Consider the following 22,853-nt stretch of genomic DNA (forward strand, 5'->3'; position numbering starts at 1 on the left):
TGCCCTCCTCTTCTTGAGCGATCGCTCAACACGCGGAACTCTCACGGCCCGGGGTTTCCCGACAGTGTCCCGTGTGTAAGGCCTGTGTTAACACCCGGAGCCGTCGTAGGATCCGGTGGTGCCCCGCGCGGTGGACCGGCAGCAGCGCCGTGACGAGTTCGTCGACGCGTTCCTGGCGATCGTCGCCGACGGCGGTCTCGAGGCGGCGACCTCCCGCGCGGTGGCTGCGCGCGTGGGGGTTTCGGTCGGGGCGCTGTGGCACTACTTCGGCACCTTCGACGAGCTCCTCGCCGAGGCCGCCCAGCGGGTCAGCCGCCGGGCGGGGCAGCGGCGCGACGCCCGGGTGGCGGGCAGGCGCGGCCTCACCGCTCTGCAGGTCCTGCTGGAGGAGTTCTTCCCCCTCGATAGGACCACGCAGGACGAGGCGAGGGTCCTCATCGCCTTCTGGGGGCGCGTCGCCCACCACGAGCACCTGCGCGACGTCTACGAGGCGGACTCCGACGAGTGGTTCGGGTGCGTGCGCAGGTGCCTGCGCGAAGCCGTGGAGGACGGCGAGCTCGTGGCCTCCGCCCCCGTCGACGAGCTCACCGCCGTGGTGTGGCACCTGGGCGTCGCCGGCCAGACGGACTCCGTGGTGTTCCACCCGGACGCGGACCCCGTCCAGCGCCTGCGGGTCGTGCGGACCGTCCTGGCCCCCCACCGTCCGGGCCCGGGTCCCGCCGGCGGAGCCCTCACCCGTGCCGCCCGCCCGCGCGGGCCCCGTTCCACGCGGTGACACCGGCGGGACCGAACAGCCGCGCGGTGGGCCCGTCGCGCCCCAGCAGTTCCGCGGGGGTCCCCGTCTCGGCGACCCTGCCACCGGCCAGGCACCAGACCTGGTCGGCGCGCTCGACGAGCGCGCGGCGGTGGGTGACGACGACGGCGGTGCCGCGGTGGTCGGCCAGGACGCGGTCCACCACGTCGGCGGCGGCGGCGTCCAGGTGGGCGTCGGCCTCGTCCAGCACGAGCAGCGGCGGGCGGCCCAGCGCGGCGCGGGCGATGACGACGCGGGCACGCTGCCCGGCGGACAGGCGGGAACCGCCCTCGCCGACGTCACCGTCCCAGCCGCCCGGCAGCTCGGCGGCCAGCGCGTCCAGGTCGCACAACCGCGCCACCCGCCGCAGTTCCGCGTCCTCGCAGCGCGGCAGCCGGTAGGTGACGTTGCGGCGCAGGCTGCCGCGCAGCGGCGGCAGGTCGGTCGCGGCCGTGCCGACGGCGCGGCGCACCGAGGCGGGGTCCACGTCGCGCAGGTCCTGGCCGTCGACGAGGACGGCGCCGGTGTCGGGGTCGGCGAGGCGGGCGAGCAGCGCCACGAGGGTGGACTTGCCGGCGCCGTTGGGGCCGACCACGGCTGTGAACACGCCGGGCGCGGCCCGCAGCGTGACGTCCCGCAGGGCGCCGCGAACGCCGATGCGTTCCAGGCGCACCTCCCCCGCGGTGACCTCCAGGTCGCGGGCACCGCGGGCGACGGGGAGCGTCGGCACGGCCAGGAACCGCAGCGCCGCCTCGCGCGCCACCCGGGCGCCGGTGGCGAGCTCGGCGACCCGGCCGAGGTCACGCAGGTGCCCGGCGAGCAGGCCGGCGACGGTGGTGGCGGCCACGACGCTGCCCGGTGTGGTGTCGCCGGCGCGCACCGCGAGCGCGCCGGCGCCCAGGGCGGCCACGGTCGCGAGGGCCGCGGTGGCCTCGGCGGTGCCGCGGGCGGCGCCGACCGCCGCGGCCCGGCCGGTGGCGGCGTCCACGGCCCGCTCCCCCAGGCGCCGCACGCGACGCTCCTCGCGCCGCTCCTGCCCGGCGGCCTGGACGACGGCGATGCGCCCCAGGCGCTCGGCGACCTCCCCGGTGAGCTTGGCCCGCCGGTCCCGGGCGGTGCGGGTGGCCGCCGTCAGGCGCGGCTGCACCCACCGCGTGCCGGCGGCCCCGACGAGCAGGACGGCGCCGACGGCGACGCCGAGGCGCCGGTCCAGCACGCACAGCGCCGCGGTGGACAGCACGACGACGCAGCCGCCGACGAGCAGGCGCGCCAGCCCCAGGCTGACCCAGCTGCGCAACGCGGACAGGTCGCCGACGAACCGCAGCAGCATGCCGCCGCGGCCCAGCCGGCCCACCTCGCGGGCCGGGACCCGCACGAGGTGGGCGAACAGGGCATCGCGCACGTGCAGGGCGTAGTCCTGCCCGAGACGCTCGGCGGTGACGCGCTCGGCGGCGCGCAGCACCCCGGCGGTCACCGCGCACAGCACCAGCCCGGCGAGGAGGACGAGCACGGCCGCGGGCCGCACGGGCACGGCGGCCTGGTGGACGAGCACGTCGAACGCCCGGCGCACCAGCAGGGCCGTCGAGATCGTGCACGCCGCCTGCCCGACGCCGACGGCGAGCAGTTGCGCGAACAGGCGCCGGCGGGCGCCGGTGACCAGCGGGGGCAGGACGGGGGTGCTGCTCACGCCGGGACCGGGAGGGACGCGGCCGCCGCCTCCGCGCGCTGGAGCGGGGCCGGGTTCCGGGCCGGGTCCGAGGCCGAGTCCGAGGCCGGGTCCGGCACCAGGTGCGGGACCAGGCGCGCGGCGGTCGCGAGCGCCTCGGCGGGGTCGGTGAGGTGCGCGAGGTCCCACACGGGCACGCCGGTGGCCACGCGCGCCTCGCGCACCGCGAGCGGGCTCGCGGTCAGCACCCCGGAGACGGCGAGCGGCGGCAGGGCGTGCCGGCGCATCCACTCCACGCCGGCCACGGCGCCGAGCGCGTCACCGGCGGCGAAGACGACGGCGCCGACGCGCTCGCGGAAGAGGGGGTCGGTCACCAGTCGGGCGGTCTCGTCCTGGAAGACGCCGTCGGCGATCTCCACGACGCCGAGGTCGCAGCCGGCGAGGGCGTCGGTGACCTCGGTGAACACGCGCAGCACCTCGGGGTGCCCGGCGCGGTAGGTGCTGGGCAGGCCGGCGTCGGTGAAGTCCACCACGGGCCGGGCCCCGGAGTCGGTGAGCAGCCACAGGTCCCCGCCGGCGCCGGTGCCGGTGGCCTTGGCGGCGCCGACGCGCAGGTCGGCGGCGGTCAGCCCGCGCACGAGCGCTGCCGCGGTGGTGGTCTTGCCGGAGTTCATGGACGCGCCGACGACGGCGATGAGCGGCGGCAGCGCGCCGGTGCCCGCCGGGCGCGGGGGCCGGTGCCCGCGCAGGTTCAGCACGTGCCCGCCGGCGTCGGCGAGCAGGCCCACCGGTTCCAGGGAGGTGGCCGGCTGCACGGAGGTGTGCGCGCACTGCACGCGGGCGGCGAGACCACCGGCGGCGACGAGTTCGCAGGGGCCGAGGTCGCTCGGGACGACGGCCTCGAACTGGTCGGGGGCGTAGCGGTGGCCGTAGGCGACGACGACCTCGTCGCCGGGGAACAGGACCGCGCGGCGGCCGTGCGGGCTCTCCAGGCGCTTGTGCTGGCCGACGGCGCTGACGCGGGCGAGGACGACGTCGCCGGGGAGCGGGCCGGTGTCGCCGACGACGCGGTGGGCGGCGGTGAGGTCGACGTGGCGGGTGCTGAACGCCCGCTTGGCGTGCAGCAGCCGCTCGGCGAGGGCGCCGGCGGGACGTTCGGTGAGAGCGGTCACGGGGTCCTCCTGGTGGGTGGGGGCCGGCGGTCCTGCCGGCACCGACCACGTTGCCCGGGCCGCGTGAGAGGCCCGTGAGGCGCGGGTGAGGGCGTTCCCACGTTCCGCTCCCCGGGGGTTCACCCGTGGTTCAGCGGTGCGTCACCCCGGCTCGGGGAGGGGTGGCGAGGTCCCGCGCGTAGCAGACGGACAGCGGTTCGCCCGCGTACGGGCCGAACCCCTCGATGCGCTCGTACCCCTCGCGCTCGTAGAAGCGCACCGCCTCGGGTTGCGCGGTGCCGGTCTCCAGCAGCAGGCGCGTGACGCGCAGGCCGGTGGCGGCGCGTTCCAGTTCGCGCAGCACGGCGGTGGCGACGCCGCTGCCGCGGTGCTCGGGGCGCACGTACATCCGCTTGACCTCGGCGGAACCCGGCGCGAGGGGGCGCAGGCCGCCGCAGGCGATCGCGGTCCCGCGCTCGTCGCGGGCGACGAGGAACACCGCGACGTCCGCGGCGGTGGGGGCGGTTCCGGGTTCGTGGTCGTCCGAGCCGTAGCGCGCGTCCAGCTCGGCGCGCTGCGCGGCGCGCAGGGCGGCGCCGTCCGGTGCGTCCCAGTCCTCCACGTCGATCCGCCAGCTCCCCACGGGAACTCCTCCGCTCAGTCCGCTCGTAACGGTCGTTACGGTAACACCCGTTCCGGTACGGTGGGCCGGTGCCCAGGCGACGCGACGTGGACTCCCAGCGCGAGATGCTCTCCGAGGCCGTGTGGTCGGTGCTGGCCGAGCAGGGCCTGGACGGGTTCACGGTGCGCGCCGTCGCCGAGCGGGCCGGTTGCACCACCGGCCTGGTCATGCACGCCTTCGCCGGCAAGCGCGAACTCCTCGTCCACGCCCGCCGCCTGCTGCACGAGCGCGCCGCCGCGGCCTTCGACGCCGCCGAGGCCTCGGCGGACGCGCCGGCGGAACGGCTGCGCGCCGTCCTGCGCCGGGCCGCCTGCCTGACGCCGGCCGAGCGCGACGGCGCCCGCGTGTGGGTGGCGTTCCTCGCCGCCGCGGCCGCCGACGAGGAACTGGCCCGCGTGCACCGGGAGAACAACCGCGCGTTCGTCCGCCGCGTCGAGCGGCTGCTGGGGCGGGTGGCCCCGGACCTGCCCCGGGCGCAGCGCGCGGTGCGCGCCCGCGGCCTGGTCGCGCTCGTCGAGGGCTTCAACGCGCTCGCGGCCGCGGACCCCACCACCTACCCCGCGCGCACGCAGGGGACGGCGATCGACGACGCGGTGCGCGCCGCCGCGCTGTGAGGTGCGGCCCGGGTGCGCCATCGCCGGTGCGGAGGCAGGCTGGGCACGACCGCATCCGCGAAGCAGGAGGAGGAAGACACGTGCAGATCCCCAAGGAGATGGTCCTCCAGCTCATCCGGGAGAAGTTCAACGACGACGGCAAGGCGCAGGAGGCCGACTCCCAGCTCCCGGGCCAGGTCGACACCGAGCAGCACTCCGGCCTGCTGGAGAAGTTCGGCATCAACCCCTCCGAGCTGATCGCCAAGTTCACCGGCGGTGGCGGTGGTGGGGGCGGCGGCCTGGGCGGCATCGCCGGCAAGATCGGCCTGTAGCGGCACCGCGACCCCCGCACCCCGGCGCACGTCCGCCCGGGGTGCGGGGGTCGCGCCGTCCAGCCGGGCCCAGCCGGGTCCGGAAGGGCTCAGCCGGGTTGTTCAGCCGAGTTCCGCGGACGTGGCCAGCACCGACCCGCGCAGCGCGACGCCGTCGTCGGTGACCGCGAGGTCCTGCACCCGCACCTGACCGGGCAGCTCGTCCAGGGTCACGGTCCACCCGTCCAGGACGTCCACGCCGGCCGAGCCCAGCAGCTGGCGCGCCCGGCTCAGCGGCACCTCGCGCCCGGCGGCCTCCGCGGACACCGGCACCAGCCGCACCTCCTCGCCCGCCAGGCGGGGCTCGACGGTCAGCCCCACCTCGACGCCGAAGCCGAGCACGCCCACCGTGGTCACCGCCCGCACGTCGTCACCGTCGCGCGTCAGCGTCACGTCCAGCGACCCGGCGTCCACCCGGGTGACGAGCTCGTCGAAACCCACCTCGGCGCGGAAGGTGCCCGCCGCCACGTCCACGGTGCCCGCCCCGCCGGCCAGCGCACCCAGGGGAGCCCGCACGGCGGGCAGGTGCACCCGCACGTCGTCGAGGACGAGGTCGTCGGTGGGCACCTGCTGCGCGGTGACGGTGACGTCCTCGTAGCGGCCGCGCAGCGCCTGCCACAGGAAGGAACCGCCCGCCAGACCCACCTCCGGCGGCTGCGGCAGCGCCAGGCGCTCCTGCAGCTCCCGCTCGGCCCGGCCCACGGCCCAGCTGCGGGCGGCGAGGTCGGCGGCGACGAGGACCACCGCCAGCGCCACGAGCGTGACGACGACGCGAACGAGGGTGCTCCGGGACCGCGCCACACCCCCACTGTGCCGCAGGCGGGCACGCGCCGGGCCGCCTACCCTGCCCGGGTGGGCGGCGGAGCCGGGGCGCGCGAGCGCACGCTGGTGGTGTGCGCCGCCTTCGACGCCCCCCTGGGCGCCGCGCTGGAGCAGGTGCGCCGGCGGTTGCGCGCCGCCGGGGTGCGCGCTCCGGCGGCCCCCCGGCACCGCCCGCACCTGACCGTCCTCGGCGCCCCCTGCCCGCCCGGGGGCACGGCGGCGTTCGCGGACGCGGTGGCGCGGGCCGCCGCGGAGGTGCCCGCGGTGGACGTGGTCCTGGACGAGGCGGGCACGTTCGGGCGCGGCGCCGTGCTGTGGGCGGGCTGCCGCGAACCCGGCCCCCTGCGCGACTGGCACGCCACCGCGAGCGCCGCCCTGGCGTCGGCCGGACTGGTCAACACCTTCGCCACGGCCGCGCCGGGGCGCTGGGTGCCGCACTGCACGCTGGCGCGGCGGGTGCGGCCCGCGGCAGCGGTGGCGGCGCTGCGCGAGCACCTGCCGGTGGCCGGGCGGGTCGAGGCGCTGGCGGTCGTGGAGGTCGGCGGTGCGGGCGACGTGGCGCTGGCACCGCTGCGCGACCGGCCGCCCGGATGAGAGTCCTCTCACGCTCGCCTCACGTCCGGTTCACGCTCGGGTGCGAGCCTCCCGGCATGCGAACTCCACTGGTCGTGACCGCGCTCACGGTCAGCGCCGCGGGTGTCGCCGCCCTGGGGCTGTCGATGGCCTGGGCGGATCGGCCCGGCGAGGACCTCGGCGACGCCGTCGTCGTCGCCTCGCCCAGCGCGCCCGCGAGCACCCCGCCCCCGGAGCCGTCCGCGTCGCCGTCGCCGTCGGACGTCCCCGCGACCGGCACCGCCCCTCCCCCGGCGCCCGCCCCGCCCGCGCCCGCTCCCGCCGGCGGCGGCAGCAGCGGTGGCGGTGGCAGTGGCGGTGGCGCTCCCGCCGGTGGCGGCGGCGACGTACCGTCGGTCCCGGACCCCGCCCCGCGCGCGGGAGGCGGCGAGAGCGTGGTCCCGGTGGCTCCGCCGGGCCCGGTCGTCGTCGGTGGCGACGACCGGCAGGACGACGACGGGGACGACGCGGGTGACGACCAGGACGACGACGGGGACGACGGGAACGACGACGGCGGCGGGGACGACGACGGCGACGACGGCTGAGGGGGCGCCGCACCGGCGCGCGCCGCTGCACCGGGCCCGGGCACTGCTGCGCCCGGTGCGGGCGAAGGTGGTGCTCGCCGTGGTCGGGGCGACCGCCCTGGGCCTGGGCCTGACCGGTGTCGTCTCGCACGTCGTGCAGCGCGACGCCACCGAGGCGCGCGTGCACGCCTCGATGCGCCAGGAGGTCGCCGAGCTGCGCGAACTGGCCGCCCGCGGCTTCAACGGGCAGCAGTTCACGTCCGTGGACACCCTGCTGGCGGCGAGCATCCGCAACGACATCGCCGACGCGCACGAGTCCGCCGTGGGGATCGTCGTGGGTGGCAACACCTACGTGCCCGGTCGGCGGCCGCCGTTCGCGCTGCAGGAGAACCCCCGCGTGCAGGAGCTGGTGCGGTCCACCACGCCGGACAGCGCCCCGGTGCAGGAGACCGTGGAGACCGAGGCGGGCCCCACCCGGATCATCGCGGTGCCCGTCTCGCTGCCCGGCGCGGCACCCGGCGAACCGGCGCTCGGCCTGTACGTGGTGGGTCACGCGCTGGACCCGGAGTTCGCGGTCGTCGACGAGAACGCCCGCACGTTCGCGGTGCTGAGCCTGGCCGCGCTGCTGGTGGTGGGCACCGCCGGGTGGCTGACCGCGGTGCGGCTGCTGCGCCCCCTGGACGACCTGCACGCCACGGCCGTCGGCGTCGGCGCCACGGAGCTGTCGCGGCGGGTCCCCGTCCACGGCGACGACGACGTGGCGGACGTGGCGCGCAGCTTCAACGCGATGCTGGAGCGCCTGGAGACGTCCTTCGACACGCAGCGCCGGTTCCTCGACGACGTCGGCCACGAGCTGCGCACACCGCTGACGATCGTGCAGGGCCACCTGGAGCTGGTGGACGACACTGACCCGCGCGACGTCGCGGAGACCCGCGCGCTGGTGCTGGACGAGCTGACGCGCATGACGCGCCTGGTGGACGACCTGACGCTGCTGGCGAAGGCGCGCCAGCCGGACTTCGTGCACCCGCAACCCGTGGACGCCGGCCGGCTGCTGGACGACGCGTTCGACAAGGTGGTGCCGCTGGGCGACCGGGGGTGGCGGGTGGACGCGCGTGCCGACGTGGAGGTCGTGGCCGACCCGCAACGGGTGCAGCAGGCCCTCATCCAGCTGGTGTCCAACGCCGTGAAGTTCTCCGCCGCCGGTGACGTCATCGCCCTGGGCAGCGCCGTCCACGACGGCGAACTGCTGCTGTGGGTGCGCGACAGCGGGCCCGGCATCGCCCCCGAGGACGTCGAGCGCGTCTTCGAGCGGTTCGGCCGGGCGGACTCCGGCCGGGGCGTGGAGGGCTCCGGTCTGGGGCTGTCCATCGTGGCCGCCATCGCCGAGGCGCACGGGGGGCGGGTGGAGGTGGCGAGCCTGCCGGGCGCGGGCGCCACCTTCACCCTGGCGCTACCGCTACCGCTGCCCGTGGAGGAACTCCCCGGCGACCCCGAGGCGGCCGGCCCGATCCCCGCCGCACCACCCACCGAGCACGCCCGGGAGGGCCGTTGACCAGCATCCTGATCGCCGAGGACGAGGCGCGCATCGCGGCGTTCGTCGAGAAGGGCCTGCGCGCCGGCGGGTACGCCACGACCATCGCGTCCGACGGGCGCACCGCGCTGGACCTGGCGGGCAGCGGCGCGTTCGACCTGCTGCTGCTGGACGTGGGGCTGCCGGAGCTGGACGGTTTCTCGGTGCTGCGCCGGTTGCGGCAGGCCCGCAACTCCCTGCCGGTCATCATGCTCACCGCCCGCGACGACGTCACCGACACCGTGGCCGGCCTGGAGGGCGGTGCGGACGACTACGTCACCAAGCCGTTCCGGTTCGAGGAGCTGCTGGCGCGCGTGCGGTTGCGGCTGCGCCCGGGCGAGGACCGCAGCGGGGAGGTGACGGTGCTGGCGTCCGGCGAGCTCCAGCTGGACCTGCTGACCCGTACCGTCGCGGTGGCGGGGCGCTCGGTCAGCCTGTCCAGCCGGGAGTTCTCCCTCGCCGAGGCGTTCCTGCGCCACCCCGGCCAGGTGCTCTCCCGCGAGCAGCTGCTGAGCTCGGTGTGGGGGTACGACTTCGACCCCGGTTCGAACGTGGTGGACGTGTACGTGCGCTACCTGCGCAAGAAGCTGGGCGCGGAGCGGTTCGAGACGGTGCGCGGCATGGGCTACCGCCTGCGCACCGGCTGACGGCACCCTGGGCCGGTGCGTGCGGCCCGGTTGCTGACGATGGCGATGCTCCTGCAGACGCGACCGCTGGTGACGGCGCGGGAGCTGGCCGAGCACCTGGAGGTGTCCGAGCGCACCGTGCAGCGCGACGTCGCCGAGCTCGTCGCGGCGGGGATCCCCGTGGTGTCGGTGCGCGGCACGGCGGGCGGCTACCGCATCGCCGACGGCTACCGGCACCGGACCAGCGGGCTGTCGGCGGCGGAGGCGGAGGCGGTGACGTTCCTCGGCCTGGGCGGCGTCGCGCAGGACCTGGGGTTCGCCGACGTGGTGGGCGGGGCGCAGCTGAAGCTGCTGGCGGGCACCACCCCGGAGGGCCGCGAGCGCGCCCGGCGGGTCGCGTCCCGGTTCCACCTGGACACCGACCGGTGGTTCGGCACGGCCGAGCCGGCGCCGGCGCTGGTGGCGCTGGCGCGGGCGGTGTGGGACGACCGCCGGGTGCGGGTGCGCCACCACCGCCGCACCGGGGAGACCACCGAACGCGTCCTGGACCCGCTGGGTCTGGTGCTGAAGGGCGAGTGGTACCTGCTGGCGCAGCGGGAGGGGGAACTGCGCACCTACCGGGTGTCGCGGCTGGACGCGGTGCGGGTGCTGGACGAACCGGTGCGGCGGCCGGCGGGTTTCGACCTGGACCGGGCCTGGCGCGAGCACCTGGCGCGGGCCGAGGCGGCGCGCGAAGCGCTGGAGGTGACGGTGCGCGCGCACCCGTGGGCGCTGCCCGGCCTGCGGCGGGTCGCGTCGGCGGCGGCGCAGCCGCACCTGCCGGTGGTGGCGGACGGCCTGCCGCTCGACGCGGCGGGCCGGGTGGAGCTGCGGGTGGCCTTCGACGCGCGCGAGTGGGCGCTGACGACGCTGCTGGGTTTCGGTCCCGACGTGGAGGTCCTGGCACCCGCGGACGTGCGGGAGGCCGTCGCCGCGAGAGCGCGGGCGACGGCCTGCCTGTACGAGCAGGGCCCCTCACCGCTGCTGCGGTGAGGGGCCCTGGCGGCGTGGATCAGCTGCGGGCGGCGCGGTCCATCCCGGGGCGGACGTCGACGGTGTCGTCGTCACCCTCGACCTCCTTGGCGAGCAGACCGGAGCCGATGGCCCAGATCGCCGCACCGAGGATGCCGACGTAGACGCCGATCTCCGGGGTGAGGGCGTCACCGCGCTCCAGCCCACCCATGGGGTGCACGGCGAAGGCGATGCACTGCAGGGTCGTGGCCAGCGCCACGGCCATGGAGGCCAGGGTCAGGCCGCGGTGCTGACCGCGGCGGGCGCGCTTGTGGGCGTACGCCAGCGCCAGCAGGAAGCCGATGCCGAGGTAGGCGGTGAAGGGCACGAGGGAGTCGGTCTCGTAGCCGACGCGCCCCTGGGCGGTGCCCTCGAACTGCACCCAGTCCAGGAACGGGGAGATGTTGAGGACGACGACGCCGAGGGCGGCGACACCGAGGCCCTTGCCGCTGGCGCGGCGGGTGTCGCGGGCGAGGTCGTTCGGTCCAGTCGTTGCCATGTGGTCTCCCGTGGTTCGTCGTGCGGAGCCCTCGTCTGCTGACGGGGGTCTTTCGTCAGTGGGGAGCGCGTTCCCGCGGCGCGGTGGGCGCCGTGGGCCGTCAGCCCGGCGTTTCGACTACGGCGGTGCGCGGCGAGTGAGCCGCCCGGCGCGGCACCTGCTCGACCGCGGGCGGGAACGCTCGCTCCGGGGACAGTCGATCACCGCACGGGCGGGTCGGCAACTCAGGATCCGGCCGGTGCGTCGGCGGGACCCGTCCCGAAGCCCGACACGCCCTGACGCCTTTCGTCCCTAGCGTGGCGATCACCGCACTGCGGAGCACCCCATCGACGAGGAGGACACCGTGACCGGGACGACCACCCCCCAGACCACCACCGCCCCCGCGGGCACCGACGAGCGCACCGTCTTCGTGCTGGCGGACGAGGCGCTGCTGGCCGTGGTCCGGCAGGTCCGCGAGGACCAGTGGGACCTGCGCACCCGGGGCACCGTGACGACAAGCGACCCCGACGGCGACCCGACGCTGCGCGAGCTCGTGAACTACCACGCCTACGACGACGCGTGGGTGCCGGCGATGCTGGCCGGGCGCACGATGGCGGAGGTCGGCCAGGACGCGCACACCGGCGACCTGCTGGGCGCGGACCCGGTGGCGGCCTTCGAGCGGATCGCGCAGGACGCGATCGCCGCCGCCCAGGGCCTGGACGACCTGGACCGCACCGTGCACTGCTCCTTCGGCGACTACAGCGCCCGCGACTACCTGTGGCAGGTCATCGCGTTCCGCGCGCTGCGGGCGGTGGAGATCGCCCGGCTCATCGGCGTGGACGACCGGCTGGAGCCGGAGCTGGTGGAGCCGCTGCTGGCGCACCTGCGGGTGCACGCCGAGGAGTGGCGCTCCTACGGCGTCTTCGGTCCCGCGCTGCCCGCCCCGGACGGTGCGACACCGCAGGAGGAGCTGCTCGCGCTGACCGGGCGCCGCCCCCGCTGAGGGGCGCCGGGAAGGTCTCCGGCGGCGCCGTGGTTGGGTGCAGGCATGAGCACTCAGGCGCTGACCCTGGAGACGCACGACGAGACCGTCAAGGACGGCATCGTCCTGATCGACTTCTGGGCGGAGTGGTGCGGGCCGTGCCGCCAGTTCGGCCCGGTCTTCGAGCGCGCGTCGGAGAAGCACACCGACATCGCGTTCACGAAGGTGGACACCGAGGACCAGCAGCAGCTCGCCGCCCGGTACGGCATCACGTCGATCCCGACGCTGGTGGCCTACCGCGACGGCATCCCCGTGTTCGGTCAGCCCGGCGCCCTGCCGGAGACCGCGCTGGAGCAGCTGATCGAGCAGGTCCGCGGGCTCGACATGGACACCGTGAAGCAGCAGTACGCCCAGGCGCTGCAGCAGCAGCAGGCCCAGCAGCAGGCGCAGGCCGCCCGCGGGGCGCAGACCCAGCGCACCGGCACCGCGGTGCGCGCGGGCACCGACCCGGCCGCCTTCTGAGCCCACCGCTCCGCGACACGATGACGGCCCCGTCCCTCTGCGCGAGGGGCGGGGCCGTCGTCGTCCCGGTGGAACGCCGGGCCGGGTCAGCGGCCGGCGCGGGCCCGCTGGTCGGCGGGCACGGCGCGGCGGGCCACCGCGTACAGCAGCGCGCCGACGGCGAGGAGGATCGCGGCGCGCAGCCACACGCCGGCCTCCTGCTGGGTCAGCAGCGCCACGCAGGCGACGACGCCGAGCACCGGCAGGACGGTGGGGGCCCGGTAGTGCCGGTGACCGACGCGGTCGCGGCGCAGGACCAGCACGGCGACGTTCGTGCTGATGAACACGAACAGCAGCAGCAGCACGACGGTCGCGGCGAGGTCGGCGAGGTCGCCGGTGAGGACCAGCGCCATCGACACCAGGGTGGTCACGACGATCGCCACCCACGGGGTGCGGCGGTTCGGCAGGACGCGGCCCAGCACGCGCGGCAGCAGCCCCTCCTCGGCCATGCCGTAGGTGAGGCGGCTGCACATGATCGCGGTCAGCAGGGCGCCGTTGGCGACGGCGATGAGCGCGATCAGCGAGTACAGCCACCCGGGCAGGCCGACGTCGGCGACGCGCACGACCTCCAGCAGGGGCCCCGAGGACGAGGCGATCCGGTCCGGCGCCACCGCGGTGGAGACCGCCAGGCCGACGAGCACGTACACGACGCCGGCGACGGCCAGGCCGCCGAACAGGGCGCGCGGGTAGGTGCGCGAGGGGTCCACGGCCTCCTCGGCGACGTTCGCGGAGGTCTCGAAGCCGACGAAGGAGTAGAAGGCCAGCACCGAGGCGGCGAGGATCCCTGCGACGGCCGACTGACCGGGCGCGAACTCCAGGGTGCGGCCCGGGTCGCCGTCACCGCGGCCCAGGATCACGGCGGCGAGCGCCACGATGAGCAGCAGACCGCCGACCTCGATCACCGTCATGGCGACGTTGGCGCGCAGCGAGTCCTTGATGCCGCGCATGTTGAGCAGCGCCACCAGGGTCAGGAAGACCAGCGCGGCCGGCAGGGCCGGCACGTCCACGAGCGCACCGAGGTAGTCGCCGGAGAACGCGATCGCCAGCCCGGCGACGCTGGTGACACCCGCGGCGAGCATGGAGAAGCCGACGAGGAAGGAGACGACCGGCCGCTTGAAGGCGCGCTGCGCGAAGACCGCCGCTCCCCCGGCCTTCGGGTACTTGGTGACCAGCTCCGCGTAGGAGGTGGCCGTCAGCGTCGCCAGGACCAGGGCCACGGCGAACGGCACCCAGATCGCGCCGCCGACCTCCCCGGCCAGCACGCCGACGAGGGCGTAGATGCCGGCGCCGAGGACGTCGCCGAGGATGAAGAGGAACAGCAGCTTGCCGCTGATCGCGCGTCTGAGGCCCGTGGTCTGGACCTCCGGGGTGGTCCCCGCCTGTGTGCTCACCCCAGATCCCTACCCCACGGCCGCGGGCGCGGCACGTCGGCGCGTCCTCCCGGGCGCGGGGCGTTCACAGCTTGAAGGCCTCCCGTGGGCGGGCGAGGACGAGGTCGACGGCCGTCTCCGCTGCCTCGTCCAGAGTGAGGCGGTGCTGGGCGACGAGTTCGGCGAGGTAGCCGCACTCGACCCGGCGGTTGGTGTCGTGCCGGGCGGGGATGGACAGGAAGGCGCGCGTGTCGTCGATGAAGCCGGAGGTGCGGGCGAACCCGGCCGTCTCGGTGACCGCCCGGCGGAAGCGGGTGATCGCGTCGGGGGCGTCGATGAACCACCAGGGCGCCCCGACGTACACGGACGGGTAGAAACCGGCCAGCGGCGCCAGTTCCCGCGAGTACGCCGTCTCGTCGATCGTGAAGAGGACGAGCTGGAAACCCGGTGAGGCGCCGAAGGCGTCGAGCACCGGGCGCAGGGCGCGGGTGAACTCCACGGTGGTGGGGATGTCGGCGCCGACGTCGGTGCCGTACCGCTGCGCGGTGGCGCCGTGGTGGTCGCGGCACACCGCCGGGTGCAGCGTCATGACCATGCCGTCGTCGGCGGCGAGACGGGCCTGCTCGAACAGCAGGTGCCGGCGCAGCGCGTCCCCCTCGGCCGGGGTGACCCGCCCCGCGCGGGCCGCGGCGTAGAGGCGTTCCGCCTCGTGGGGCTCGAGCGGTTCGACGCGGGCGTCGGCGTGCGCGTGGTCGCTGGAGACGGCGCCGTGGGCGCGGAAGTGGGCGCGGCGCTCGGCCATCGCGGCCACCCAGCCGGCGAGGGTGCCGGTGTCCACACCGGCGGAGGCGCCGAGCGCCTCGACGCGCTCTCCCCAGCCGGGGCGGCCCGCTTCGAGGTACGCGTCGGGCCTGAAGGTGGGGACGACCCGCCCGCGCCAGTCCGGGTCGTCGAGGAGGGCGCGGTGGTGGCGCAGGCCGTCGCACGGGTCGTCGGTGGTGGCGAGCACGTCGATGCCGAAGCGCTCGAAGAGCGCCCGCGGGCGGAACTCGGGGGTGCGCAGCCGCTCGGCGATCGCGTCGTACACGTCGTCCGCGGTCCGGGCGGAGGGGACGACGTCGATGCCGAAGACCTCGACGAGCTGCGCCTCCAGCCACGTCTTGACCGCCGTGCCGCGGAAGACCGGCCAGTGCGCGCACAGCAACCGGAACGCCTCCCGCCGCTGCTGCGGCGTCGGGTCCGCCACCCCCACCCCCAGGTCGCCCAGGCTCACGCCCTGCGCGTGCAGGAGCCGGGTGACGTAGTGGTCGGGCGTCAGCAGCAGCGACGTCGGGTCCTCGAACGCGGCGTCCTCGGCCAGCCACCGCGCCGGCACGTGACCGTGCGGGGAGGTGATCGGCAGGTCCCGGACCTGCTGGTACAGCTCGCGCGCGATGCCGCGCGTCGTCGGGTCGGCCGGCAGCAGGCGGTCCGGGTGCAGGGTGAGCGCGGTCACGCGGCCATCCTGGGCGGGGCACCGAGGCCGAGCAAGCGTTTACCGGGCGGGCCGACCGGGCGCCACCGTCCCGGTGGGGCGGCTAGGCTGCCCGGTGCGGGCGACCGCGAGGGCCTCTAGCTCAACTGGCAGAGCAGCGGACTTTTAATCCGCGGGTTCAGGGTTCGAGCCCCTGGGGGCCCACCTGCTGCGGCAACGCATCCGTCACCTCGCCCCTCGACGAGTTGATGCCCTCCACCTGAGGGGCGTACCGCCGTGTGGGTGACCCTCTACCGCATGCGTCCGCTGTGGGCAACCGGTCCGCAGCGGACCATGGGGGGAACCATCGTGAACAGGAAGGCCTGTGCCGCCGTCGCCGGCGGCGCACTGCTCGGCAGCCTCGCACTCACGGGCCCGTCGCAGGCCGCGACACCGCGCCCGGACCTGGCGGTGACGTCGGTGGGTTGGGGGACCCAGTCCGTCGTCGCCGGCCAACCGCTGACGTTCCAGGCGACCATCACCAACAAGGGGACCGCCGCCACACCGGAGGGCACCATCCACGGTGTCGGCTTCCGCGTGGGCGGCAGGACCGTCACTTGGCACGACGCGTCCACCACCAGCCTGGAGCCCGGCGAGTCCCGCACCGTCCGCGCCAACTGGGGACCCACCGGTGTCGCGCAGTGGCCAGCGCAGACCGCCACCGTCACCGCCTACGTCGACGACGCCAAGCGGATCACCGAGTCCAACGAGAGCAACAACACCCGTGACGTCAAGGTCACGGCCCAGCCGAGCCTGTCCGCCAGGCTCTTCGGCGACGCCACCGTCGCCGTGTACGCCACCCCGATGAACCAGGACACGGGTGTGTCGAACCTCGTCACCGGGGACGTGTACGGCGCCTGCACCGACGGCCCCGCGGTGGTCGTCGGAACGGAGCAGTACCTCGGCACCTGGTCCGCCGGCGGCAGCACCTACGACGACGGTGGCCCGTTCACCGGGGCCGGCGACACGTTCGTCCCCGCGTCCGGGGCGGCGACCCGCACTCTTCGAACGTCATCGACGTCAACGAGATCATGAAGTGGAACTACTACGAGGCCCTCAACATGCCGTGCCCCGGCGGCAACGGTGGCGTCTTCACCCACATCAACGTGAAGGAACTCACCACCGCCCGCTACGACATGGCAGGCAAGCACCTGGCCACCGTCAAGACCCCGGTGGACATCGACCTGCCCTTCAACTGACACCGGCAGCCCCCGTCCTCCCCGGAGGGCGGGGGCGCTGTCGTCGTCCACCGCTCGGCCGGGCATCCTCCGGGCATCGCGCGACCGACAGCCGCCACGCCCTGTCGGGCTGGTCCCGGTGCCAGGTCCACCACTCCGACCGCTCGCCGTCGGCGCACGTGCCGCCGCGCTCGAGCCCCGGTCGAGTCAGTCCTGGTCGTCCTGCTCCTGCACGAGGACCTTCAGACCCAGGTCCTGGGCCGCGTCGGACTCGGCCAACCGCACCCGCAGCGCCTCCTGCGCGGCCGTCATCTCCTCGATGCCCACCTGCATGCTGGCGACCACGTGGTCGAGCCCCAACGCCCTCGCCTTCTCCTGCAGCTCGACCATCTGCTGCAGAAGCGCAGCTCGTCGAGGGTCGTCGAGATCAGCCTGCCCACCCGCGCTGCTCGCCTTAGCCTCCCGCAGGACACGTTGGAGGCGCTCCCGGGTCGCTTCATCGCTCACAGCTCGATGTTCGCAGATCGGGCTTCGGAGGTCGTGGCCCTGCTCGGCGCCCCGCTGGTCGACGACCTGGGCACCGGCCTGCGCCGTGTCAGCAACACCGGCAACCGCCTCACCTTCGCTCCAGCCACGGTGAGGCGCTCTTCAGCCGTCTCGCTGCGCCAACCGGGGGGACGGGGACAGGCTGGGGGCATGACCAGCACGGTTCACCCCGAGGACGAGGGTTGCTTCGTCGGCATCGACCTGGGCTGGGTCGAGAACTCCCCCACCGGCCGGACCGGCCTGGCTGCCGTGGACGGCAGCGGCCGGCTCCTCGCCTGCGACCGCGTCAAGAGGGACGAGGAGATCGCCGCGTGGCTGGACGCGCAACCGGGGCGCCTGGTGGTGGCAGCGGTGGACGCGCCGCTCGTCGTGCCCAACGCGACCGGCTCGCGGCCGGCCGAGAAGCTCGTGGGTACGCACTTCGGCAGCTTCGGCGCCTCCGCCTACCCGTCCAACCACCGCCTGGTGGGTGAGCGCCCGCGCGCGCAGGGGCTGGCGGAGCGGTTCAGCTGGGCGGTCGATCCGTCCACTCCCACCGGCGGTGCGCAGGGCGTGTGCATCGAGGTCTACCCCCACCCCGCCATGATCGGACTGTTCGCGCTGAACTACCGGCTGGACTACAAGAAGGGCGGCACCGAGCGACGCGCACCGGCGTTCGCCGAGCTGGCCAGGCACCTGGAGTCGATCGCTGTGCTGCAGCTGGCCGAGCACCCGAGGTGGCAACAGATCCGGCAGACGATCGCTGCCCCCGGACCCGGCGACCTCAACCGCATCGAGGACGAGATGGACGCTGTCCTGTGCGCCCACCTCGCCTGGCTCTGGCACCACCAGCCCCAAGCCCTGCACGTGTACGGCAACGTGGACGAGGGGTACATCGTCGCCCCGCCGCCCCCGTCGCACCGGCCGGTACGCCCCGCGTCCGAGCAGCGCCCGCCAACTCCCTCCAGCCGACGGCACAGCTTCCGGCGCGTGGTCGTCGGCCGACCGACCGGGTTCACCGGAGAGCGGAACGAGCAGGAGTGGAAGAGGGCCGTGGCGTCGGCGTTCACGGGGTGCGTCCTGCCGGCGGACGCGCGCGTGCAGGTCGAGGTGGACTTCCTCCTCGGCCCCGGGCAGAGCGGCAACGACGAGCCCGACCTGGACAACCTCCTCAAGTCCACCATCGACGCGCTCGTCGACGTCATCGGAGCGCGCCCGCTCAAGGGGCCGAGGCAGGCGGACGACGTCCGCGTGGACCGCATCGTCGCCACCAAACGGTTCGCCAGTGACGGTGAACCCGCCGGCGCTGATGTACGGGTGTCGGCGCTCGCGTGATCGCTGGGTCGCAGCAGGTGGCCTCCACCGTCCCGAGGCCACCACGTCCGCGGGACGACGACCCACACGGTGCCGGCGGCCCCTTCAGTCGTCGGACGCACCACTGCCTGCGAGGAGGAGCCGCGCGAGGGCGAGCGCGTCGAACGGGGCACGAGCGGCCATGGTGTTGTCGAAGTAGACGAACACGTCGCGCTCGCCCGCCGACCACGCCTGGACCCGCGTCGCCCAGTCCTCGAGCGCCGCGTCGCCGTAGCCGCTGACGTACAGCTCGGGTGATCCGTGCAGCCGCACGTAGGAGAAGTCGGCGGTCTGCTCCAGCAGCAGCGGCCAGCGGCCGCCGGTGTCGGCGGTGACGAGCGCGACGCCGTGCGCGCGCAGCACGTCGGCGAGCTCCGGGCTCTCGTGGCTGCGGTGGCGCACCTCCACGGCGTGCCGCAGCGGGCGCTCCTCGACGGTTCCGGGCGACGTCGCCGTGCCGGGTGCGATCGCGCGGGAGGCGGCGAGTTCCGCGGCGGCGGTCGTGGTGCGCGGCAGCAGGGCGCAGAAGCGCGCCATCACCTCGGGGTCGAAGCGCAGGCTCGGCGGCAGCTGCCACAGCACCGCACCGAGCTTCTCGCCCAGGGCCAGCACCCCGGAGCCGAAGAAGCCCGCGAGCGCTCCCTGCACGTCGACGAGGCGGCGTTCGTGGGTGACGGCCCGCCAGCCCTTGACGCTGAAGCGGAAACCCGGCGGGGTGCGCTGCGCCCACGACAGGTAGCTCTGCGGGCGTTGCAGCGCGTAGAACGAGGCGTTCAGCTCGACGGTCGGCAGCCGGGCGGCGACGTGCTCCGGTTCCAGGCGTTGCGGCAGACCGGGCGGGTAGAAGACCCCGCGCCACTCGGCGTAGGTCCAACCGGACGTGCCGACACGAACGCGTCCCACGAGTTCGCCCACCTGGCTCCGGTCAGGGGGCGGTGAGCACCACGGGACCGTCCTCGGTGACGGCGACGGTGTGCTCGGCGTGCGCGGCGCGGCGCTTGTCGAGGGTGACGACCGACCAGCCGTCGCGGGCGGTGCGGTAGCCCTCGCCGCCGGCCAGCAGCATCGGCTCGATCGCCAGGGTGCTGCCGGGTTCCAGGCGCACCTCGGCGGCGCCGGGCATCGGGCGGTTGGGCACGAACGGCGCCTCGTGCATGCTGCGCCCGATGCCGTGACCGCCGTGGTCGGGCAGGTGGGAGTAGCCGTGGCGGCGGGCCACCTCGTCGACGGCGCTCGCCACGTCCAGCAGGGTCGCGCCGGGGCGGGCGGCGGCGATGCCCGCCGCGAGGGCCTCCTCGGTGGCCCGCACCAGCCGCACGTCGTCCTCCTCCCGGTGCCCGACGTGGACGGTGATCGCCGAGTCGCCGTTCCAGCCGTCCAGGATCGCGCCGGCGTCGATGCTGAGCAGGTCCCCGTCGTCGAGGCGGCGGCCGGTGGGGCGGCCGTGGACGACGACCTCGTTGACGGACAGGCACAGCACGCCGTTGAACGGCCGCGGCGCCCAGGAGGGGGCGTAGCCGAGGAAGGACGGCAGGGCGCCGGCCTCGCGGATGCTCGTCTGCGCGATCTCGTCGAGGTCGCGCAGCTTCGCGCCGGGCACGGCCGCGGCGCGCACCGCCTGCAGCGTGCGGGCCACGACGCGACCGGCCTCGCGCATCGCGTCCAGTTCGGTGGCGGTCCGGACGGGGAAGGCGGGTGCGTCACTCACCGGACGAGTATGGCGCCGCGCCGGGTCCGGCTGCGGCCGGTCACCCCGGTGGACGACGTGCCGGGTGGGCACGGGTGGGAGCCTCGCCCGGGGCGGCGCTCCGGAGGCGCTGCCGCGTCGCGTCGGGCACCGCGGGGCGCGCGTGCCGGGGCATACCCGCCACCACGAGCGCGTAGGCGTCCAGCACGAGTTCCTCGACCAGCTGCGCGGTGACACCGGGGCCGCCGGCCACGGAGATCCAGTGCCGCTTGTTCACGTGGTAGCCGGCGGTGACGGCGGGCAGCTCCATCGCCACCCCGGCCGCGACCTCCTGCACCGCGGCGCCGTCCAGGGGCGCACCGTCCGGGGTGGAGGGGGTGGGGCCGCTCACCCGTCCACCGTGCCGCCCCGGGCGGGCGCGGAGCAACGCACCCCGGCCGGCCGGCGGGGACCTTCGGTGAGGCGCGGTGGGTAGGATGCGGTTCGCCTCCGGCGGCACCGTCCTCCGGGTGATCCGCACCGTTGAAGGGCTGACCTCGTGATCTTCCTCTCCGTCCAGTCGGCGGTGGCCTTCGGTCACGTCGGCAACTCGGCCGCGGTGTTCCCGCTGCAGCGCATCGGCGTGGAGGTCGTCCCCGTCCACACGGTGAACTTCTCCAACCACACCGGGTACGGCGCCTGGCGGGGTCCCGTCATGGCCGCGGACGACGTCCGGGACGTCATCACCGGCGTGGAGGAGCGGGGGATCTTCCCGCAGGTCGACGTCGTCCTGTCCGGTTACCAGGGGGGCACCGGCATCGGTGACGTGATCGTCGACGCCGTCCGCCGGGTGAAGGCCGCCAACCCCTCGGCCGTCTACGCGTGCGACCCCGTGATGGGCAACGCGAAGTCCGGGTGCTTCGTCGCCCCCGAGATCCCGCACCTGCTCCGGGACCGGGTCGTCCCCGTCGCCGACATCATCACGCCCAACCAGTTCGAGCTCGGCTTCCTGACGGGCACCGAGCCGACGACGCTGGAGTCCACCCTCGCCTCCGTGGACCTCGCCCGCGCGATGGGCCCGTCGACGGTGCTCGTCACGAGCGTGGAGCGGCCCGAGCTGGGCGACGACAGCATCGAGATGCTCGCCACCGACGACGCCGGCTCCTGGATCGTGCGCACGCCGCGCCTGCCGTTCAAGGCGAACGGTTCGGGGGACGTCACCGCGGCCCTGTTCGCGGCGCACTACCGGTCCACCGGGAACGCCGCGACCGCGCTGGAGCGCACCGCCTCCAGCGTGTTCGACCTCATCGAGCTCACGTACCGCTCCGGGGAGCGGGAACTGCAGATCGTCCGCGCGCAGGACTCCTTCGCCGACCCGAAGATGCAGTTCACCGCCGAACGCGTCCGCTGAGCCCCGCGGGCCCCTCAGCGCCCGGGCCGGGTCACACCTCGACCTGCACACGGGGTTCTGGGCCCGGTGCACGCTCGTCGCGCTGCGCGAGGGCGACGACGAGCACCAGGACCAGCAGGACGGCGGCGAGCCCGTCGAAACCGGCCCGAGCCAGGACGGGCCCGGCGAGCGCACCCCCGGCGGCCCCGGCGTAGCCCATGAGCGAGTCGGACACCCCCTGCAGGCGGGGCCGCTGCACGGGCGCGACCGCGGAACCGACCAGCGTGGAACCGGCCACGATCGACGCCGACCACCCCAGCCCCAGCAGGATCAGGCTGATCGTCACGAACGTCGCGTCCTGCGACCCCAGCAGGGCCAGCAGCAGCGCGGCCAGGTACAGCGCCTGCCCCGTGAGGACGACACCGCGGGCGCAGACGCGGTCGCTGAGGGCGCCGAAGACGGGCGACAGGGCGTACATGCCGGCCACGTGCAGGCTGATCGTCAACCCCACCAGGCTCAGTGAGGCGCCGTGCCCGGTCAGGTGCACCGGGGTCATCGACATCAGCGCCACCATGGCCGCGTGGCTGCCGGCGACGGTGAGCACGGCGCGGCGCGCGGTGGGGTTCGAGCGCAGGACGCTCAGCCCACCGGGGTGGCGCCCGACGGCCGTGCTGCTGCCGGGGCTGTCCGGCCCCGCACCGGCGAGCGCGGTCGCCGTCAGGAGCGGGTCGGGACGCAACCCCAGGAGCAGGACGACGGCGCCGAGACCCTGCGCGCACGCGGAGACGACGAAACCGCCGCTGAGCGGCGGCAGGCCCAGGGCCCGCCCGACGGCCTCACCGGGTTCGAGGAGGTTCGGCCCGGTGACCGCCCCGACCGTGGTGGCCCAGACGACCAGGGAGAGGTCGCGTCCGCGGGTGTCCGCGTCCGCCAGGTCGGTGGCGGCGAAACGGGCCTGGAGGTTCAGCGCCTGCGCCGACCCCATGAGCAGGATGCCCGCCAGCAGCAGCCCCAGGCTGCCCAGCACGGCGGCGGAGACGACCACCACCCCGCCCAGCACGGCGATGAGCGCACCGGTGCTCAGCGAGGTGCGCCGCCCCCGGGCCTGCGCGAGCCGGGCCAGCGGCACCGCGAGCAGGGCCGCGCCCAGGGTGGCCGTGGTGGCGGCCATCCCGGACCAGGCCGAGGAGCCGGACACCTCGGTGATGAGCAGCGCACCCAGGCTGAGGGTGGCGCCGGTACCCAGCCCGCCCAGGACCTGGCCCGCGGCCAGGACGCGCAGGACGCGCCGTTGCAGGTCGCGGCGCTCCGGGGCGCTGCTCCCGGGGCTGCCCGGGGTGGTGTTCACGGACACGTGCGGCCTCTGATCGTCTCTGC

General features: G+C 75.3%; 26 protein-coding genes and 1 tRNA gene. 15 read left to right on the plus strand and 12 right to left on the minus strand.

From position 1 onward, the window contains the following. The first annotated feature begins 118 nt into the window (after positions 1-118). Positions 119-775 (plus strand): TetR/AcrR family transcriptional regulator, encoded by a 657-nt coding sequence (locus tag MN205_RS09165; RefSeq protein ID WP_242126485.1) that lies wholly within the window; start codon positions 119-121, stop codon positions 773-775. On the opposite strand, the gene MN205_RS09170 is transcribed toward MN205_RS09165, so the two are convergent. The 3 genes from MN205_RS09170 to MN205_RS09180 form a co-directional block, all read right to left on the minus strand. Beyond that, the gene (locus MN205_RS09170; RefSeq protein WP_242126487.1) at positions 732-2,480 is read right to left on the minus strand and encodes an ABC transporter ATP-binding protein; all 1,749 of its coding nucleotides are present in this window, start codon (positions 2,478-2,480) and stop codon (positions 732-734) included. The two genes, MN205_RS09165 and MN205_RS09170, sit on opposite strands and share 44 nt — an antisense overlap. Further along, positions 2,477-3,631 (minus strand): hypothetical protein, encoded by a 1,155-nt coding sequence (locus tag MN205_RS09175; protein ID WP_242126488.1) that lies wholly within the window; start codon positions 3,629-3,631, stop codon positions 2,477-2,479. The genes MN205_RS09170 and MN205_RS09175 overlap by 4 nt, the downstream gene beginning before the upstream one ends. Before the next feature lie 130 nt (positions 3,632-3,761). Beyond that, positions 3,762-4,253 carry a GNAT family N-acetyltransferase gene (locus tag MN205_RS09180; protein ID WP_242126489.1) on the minus strand — a complete coding sequence of 164 codons (492 nt, stop codon included), beginning with the start codon at positions 4,251-4,253 and terminating at the stop codon, positions 3,762-3,764. A 68-nt stretch (positions 4,254-4,321) separates the two neighbouring features. Between MN205_RS09180 and MN205_RS09185 the strand changes: the two genes are divergently transcribed. Together MN205_RS09185 and MN205_RS09190 are read left to right on the plus strand one after the other, a co-directional pair. After that, entirely contained in the window at positions 4,322-4,906 is a 585-nt protein-coding gene (locus MN205_RS09185) for a TetR/AcrR family transcriptional regulator (RefSeq protein ID WP_242126490.1), read from the plus strand. A gap of 80 nt (positions 4,907-4,986) precedes the next feature. Further along, positions 4,987-5,217 (plus strand): hypothetical protein, encoded by a 231-nt coding sequence (locus MN205_RS09190; protein ID WP_242126492.1) that lies wholly within the window; start codon positions 4,987-4,989, stop codon positions 5,215-5,217. Positions 5,218-5,319: 102 nt separating this feature from the next. Here MN205_RS09190 and MN205_RS09195 read toward each other — a convergent pair whose 3' ends face one another. Next, the gene (locus MN205_RS09195; protein ID WP_242126494.1) at positions 5,320-6,057 is read right to left on the minus strand and encodes a DUF2993 domain-containing protein; all 738 of its coding nucleotides are present in this window, start codon (positions 6,055-6,057) and stop codon (positions 5,320-5,322) included. A gap of 51 nt (positions 6,058-6,108) precedes the next feature. On the opposite strand from MN205_RS09195, the gene MN205_RS09200 reads away from it, so the two are divergent. Genes MN205_RS09200 through MN205_RS09220 form a run of 5 tightly spaced genes read left to right on the plus strand, consistent with a single transcriptional unit; the run spans position 6,109 to position 10,442 of the window. Then, complete coding sequence (locus MN205_RS09200) at positions 6,109-6,672, plus strand: 2'-5' RNA ligase family protein (protein ID WP_242126495.1); 564 nt, start codon at positions 6,109-6,111, stop codon at positions 6,670-6,672. A 56-nt stretch (positions 6,673-6,728) separates the two neighbouring features. After that, complete coding sequence (locus tag MN205_RS09205) at positions 6,729-7,235, plus strand: hypothetical protein (protein ID WP_242126497.1); 507 nt, start codon at positions 6,729-6,731, stop codon at positions 7,233-7,235. Then, positions 7,162-8,766, plus strand: coding sequence for a HAMP domain-containing sensor histidine kinase (locus MN205_RS09210; RefSeq protein WP_242126499.1), 1,605 nt, complete (start codon positions 7,162-7,164; stop codon positions 8,764-8,766). The genes MN205_RS09205 and MN205_RS09210 overlap by 74 nt, the downstream gene beginning before the upstream one ends. Further along, positions 8,763-9,431 carry a response regulator transcription factor gene (locus MN205_RS09215; protein ID WP_242126500.1) on the plus strand — a complete coding sequence of 223 codons (669 nt, stop codon included), beginning with the start codon at positions 8,763-8,765 and terminating at the stop codon, positions 9,429-9,431. Before MN205_RS09210 ends, MN205_RS09215 begins: the two co-directional genes overlap by 4 nt. 15 nt (positions 9,432-9,446) lie before the next feature. After that, positions 9,447-10,442, plus strand: a complete 996-nt coding sequence (locus MN205_RS09220) for a YafY family protein (RefSeq protein ID WP_242126502.1) — start codon at positions 9,447-9,449, stop codon at positions 10,440-10,442. A 19-nt stretch (positions 10,443-10,461) separates the two neighbouring features. Here the strand turns inward: MN205_RS09220 and MN205_RS09225 are convergent, their stop codons facing one another. Beyond that, positions 10,462-10,959, minus strand: coding sequence for a hypothetical protein (locus MN205_RS09225; RefSeq protein ID WP_242126504.1), 498 nt, complete (start codon positions 10,957-10,959; stop codon positions 10,462-10,464). 343 nt (positions 10,960-11,302) lie between these two features. Here MN205_RS09225 and MN205_RS09230 point away from each other — a divergent pair, with 343 nt between their 5' ends. Together MN205_RS09230 and trxA are read left to right on the plus strand one after the other, a co-directional pair. Then, positions 11,303-11,941 carry a hypothetical protein gene (locus MN205_RS09230; protein WP_242126506.1) on the plus strand — a complete coding sequence of 213 codons (639 nt, stop codon included), beginning with the start codon at positions 11,303-11,305 and terminating at the stop codon, positions 11,939-11,941. A gap of 45 nt (positions 11,942-11,986) precedes the next feature. Then, positions 11,987-12,442 (plus strand): thioredoxin, encoded by a 456-nt coding sequence (trxA, locus tag MN205_RS09235; protein WP_242126508.1) that lies wholly within the window; start codon positions 11,987-11,989, stop codon positions 12,440-12,442. Positions 12,443-12,528: 86 nt separating this feature from the next. Here the strand turns inward: trxA and MN205_RS09240 are convergent, their stop codons facing one another. Continuing rightward, entirely contained in the window at positions 12,529-13,872 is a 1,344-nt protein-coding gene (locus tag MN205_RS09240) for an APC family permease (RefSeq protein ID WP_242126510.1), read from the minus strand. 64 nt (positions 13,873-13,936) lie between these two features. Next, positions 13,937-15,346, minus strand: coding sequence for a glucuronate isomerase (gene uxaC / locus MN205_RS09245; RefSeq protein WP_242126512.1), 1,410 nt, complete (start codon positions 15,344-15,346; stop codon positions 13,937-13,939). Positions 15,347-15,456: 110 nt separating this feature from the next. On the opposite strand from uxaC, the gene MN205_RS09250 reads away from it, so the two are divergent. From MN205_RS09250 to MN205_RS09260, 3 genes are all read left to right on the plus strand, one after another. Continuing rightward, a tRNA-Lys gene (locus tag MN205_RS09250) sits at positions 15,457-15,529 on the plus strand. Between the two features lie 129 nt (positions 15,530-15,658). Then, entirely contained in the window at positions 15,659-16,399 is a 741-nt protein-coding gene (locus tag MN205_RS09255) for a CARDB domain-containing protein (RefSeq protein ID WP_255818567.1), read from the plus strand. After that, a complete protein-coding gene (locus MN205_RS09260) occupies positions 16,396-16,563 on the plus strand; it encodes a hypothetical protein (protein ID WP_242126517.1) in 168 nt (55 codons plus the stop codon). The genes MN205_RS09255 and MN205_RS09260 overlap by 4 nt, the downstream gene beginning before the upstream one ends. A 186-nt stretch (positions 16,564-16,749) precedes the next feature. Here MN205_RS09260 and MN205_RS09265 read toward each other — a convergent pair whose 3' ends face one another. After that, a complete protein-coding gene (locus tag MN205_RS09265) occupies positions 16,750-16,932 on the minus strand; it encodes a hypothetical protein (protein WP_242126519.1) in 183 nt (60 codons plus the stop codon). A 306-nt stretch (positions 16,933-17,238) separates the two neighbouring features. On the opposite strand from MN205_RS09265, the gene MN205_RS09270 reads away from it, so the two are divergent. After that, entirely contained in the window at positions 17,239-18,402 is a 1,164-nt protein-coding gene (locus MN205_RS09270; protein WP_242126521.1) for a DUF429 domain-containing protein, read from the plus strand. Positions 18,403-18,486: 84 nt separating this feature from the next. Here MN205_RS09270 and MN205_RS09275 read toward each other — a convergent pair whose 3' ends face one another. The 3 genes from MN205_RS09275 to MN205_RS09285 all read right to left on the minus strand — a co-directional run bounded on the left by MN205_RS09275 (position 18,487) and on the right by MN205_RS09285 (position 20,498). Continuing rightward, positions 18,487-19,323, minus strand: coding sequence for a DUF72 domain-containing protein (locus tag MN205_RS09275; RefSeq protein WP_242126522.1), 837 nt, complete (start codon positions 19,321-19,323; stop codon positions 18,487-18,489). A 22-nt stretch (positions 19,324-19,345) separates the two neighbouring features. Further along, the gene (gene map, locus MN205_RS09280; protein WP_374115898.1) at positions 19,346-20,077 is read right to left on the minus strand and encodes a type I methionyl aminopeptidase; all 732 of its coding nucleotides are present in this window, start codon (positions 20,075-20,077) and stop codon (positions 19,346-19,348) included. A 91-nt stretch (positions 20,078-20,168) separates the two neighbouring features. Next, complete coding sequence (locus MN205_RS09285) at positions 20,169-20,498, minus strand: MmcQ/YjbR family DNA-binding protein (protein ID WP_242126527.1); 330 nt, start codon at positions 20,496-20,498, stop codon at positions 20,169-20,171. Between the two features lie 147 nt (positions 20,499-20,645). On the opposite strand from MN205_RS09285, the gene pdxY reads away from it, so the two are divergent. After that, the gene (pdxY, locus tag MN205_RS09290) at positions 20,646-21,497 is read left to right on the plus strand and encodes a pyridoxal kinase PdxY (RefSeq protein ID WP_242126529.1); all 852 of its coding nucleotides are present in this window, start codon (positions 20,646-20,648) and stop codon (positions 21,495-21,497) included. Between the two features lie 31 nt (positions 21,498-21,528). Here pdxY and MN205_RS09295 read toward each other — a convergent pair whose 3' ends face one another. After that, positions 21,529-22,830, minus strand: coding sequence for an MFS transporter (locus tag MN205_RS09295; protein WP_374115894.1), 1,302 nt, complete (start codon positions 22,828-22,830; stop codon positions 21,529-21,531). Between the last annotated feature and the right edge of the window lie 23 nt (positions 22,831-22,853).

It is taken from the genome of Kineococcus sp. TRM81007 (assembly GCF_022669155.1).
Taxonomy (GTDB): Bacteria; Actinomycetota; Actinomycetes; order Actinomycetales; family Kineococcaceae; genus Kineococcus.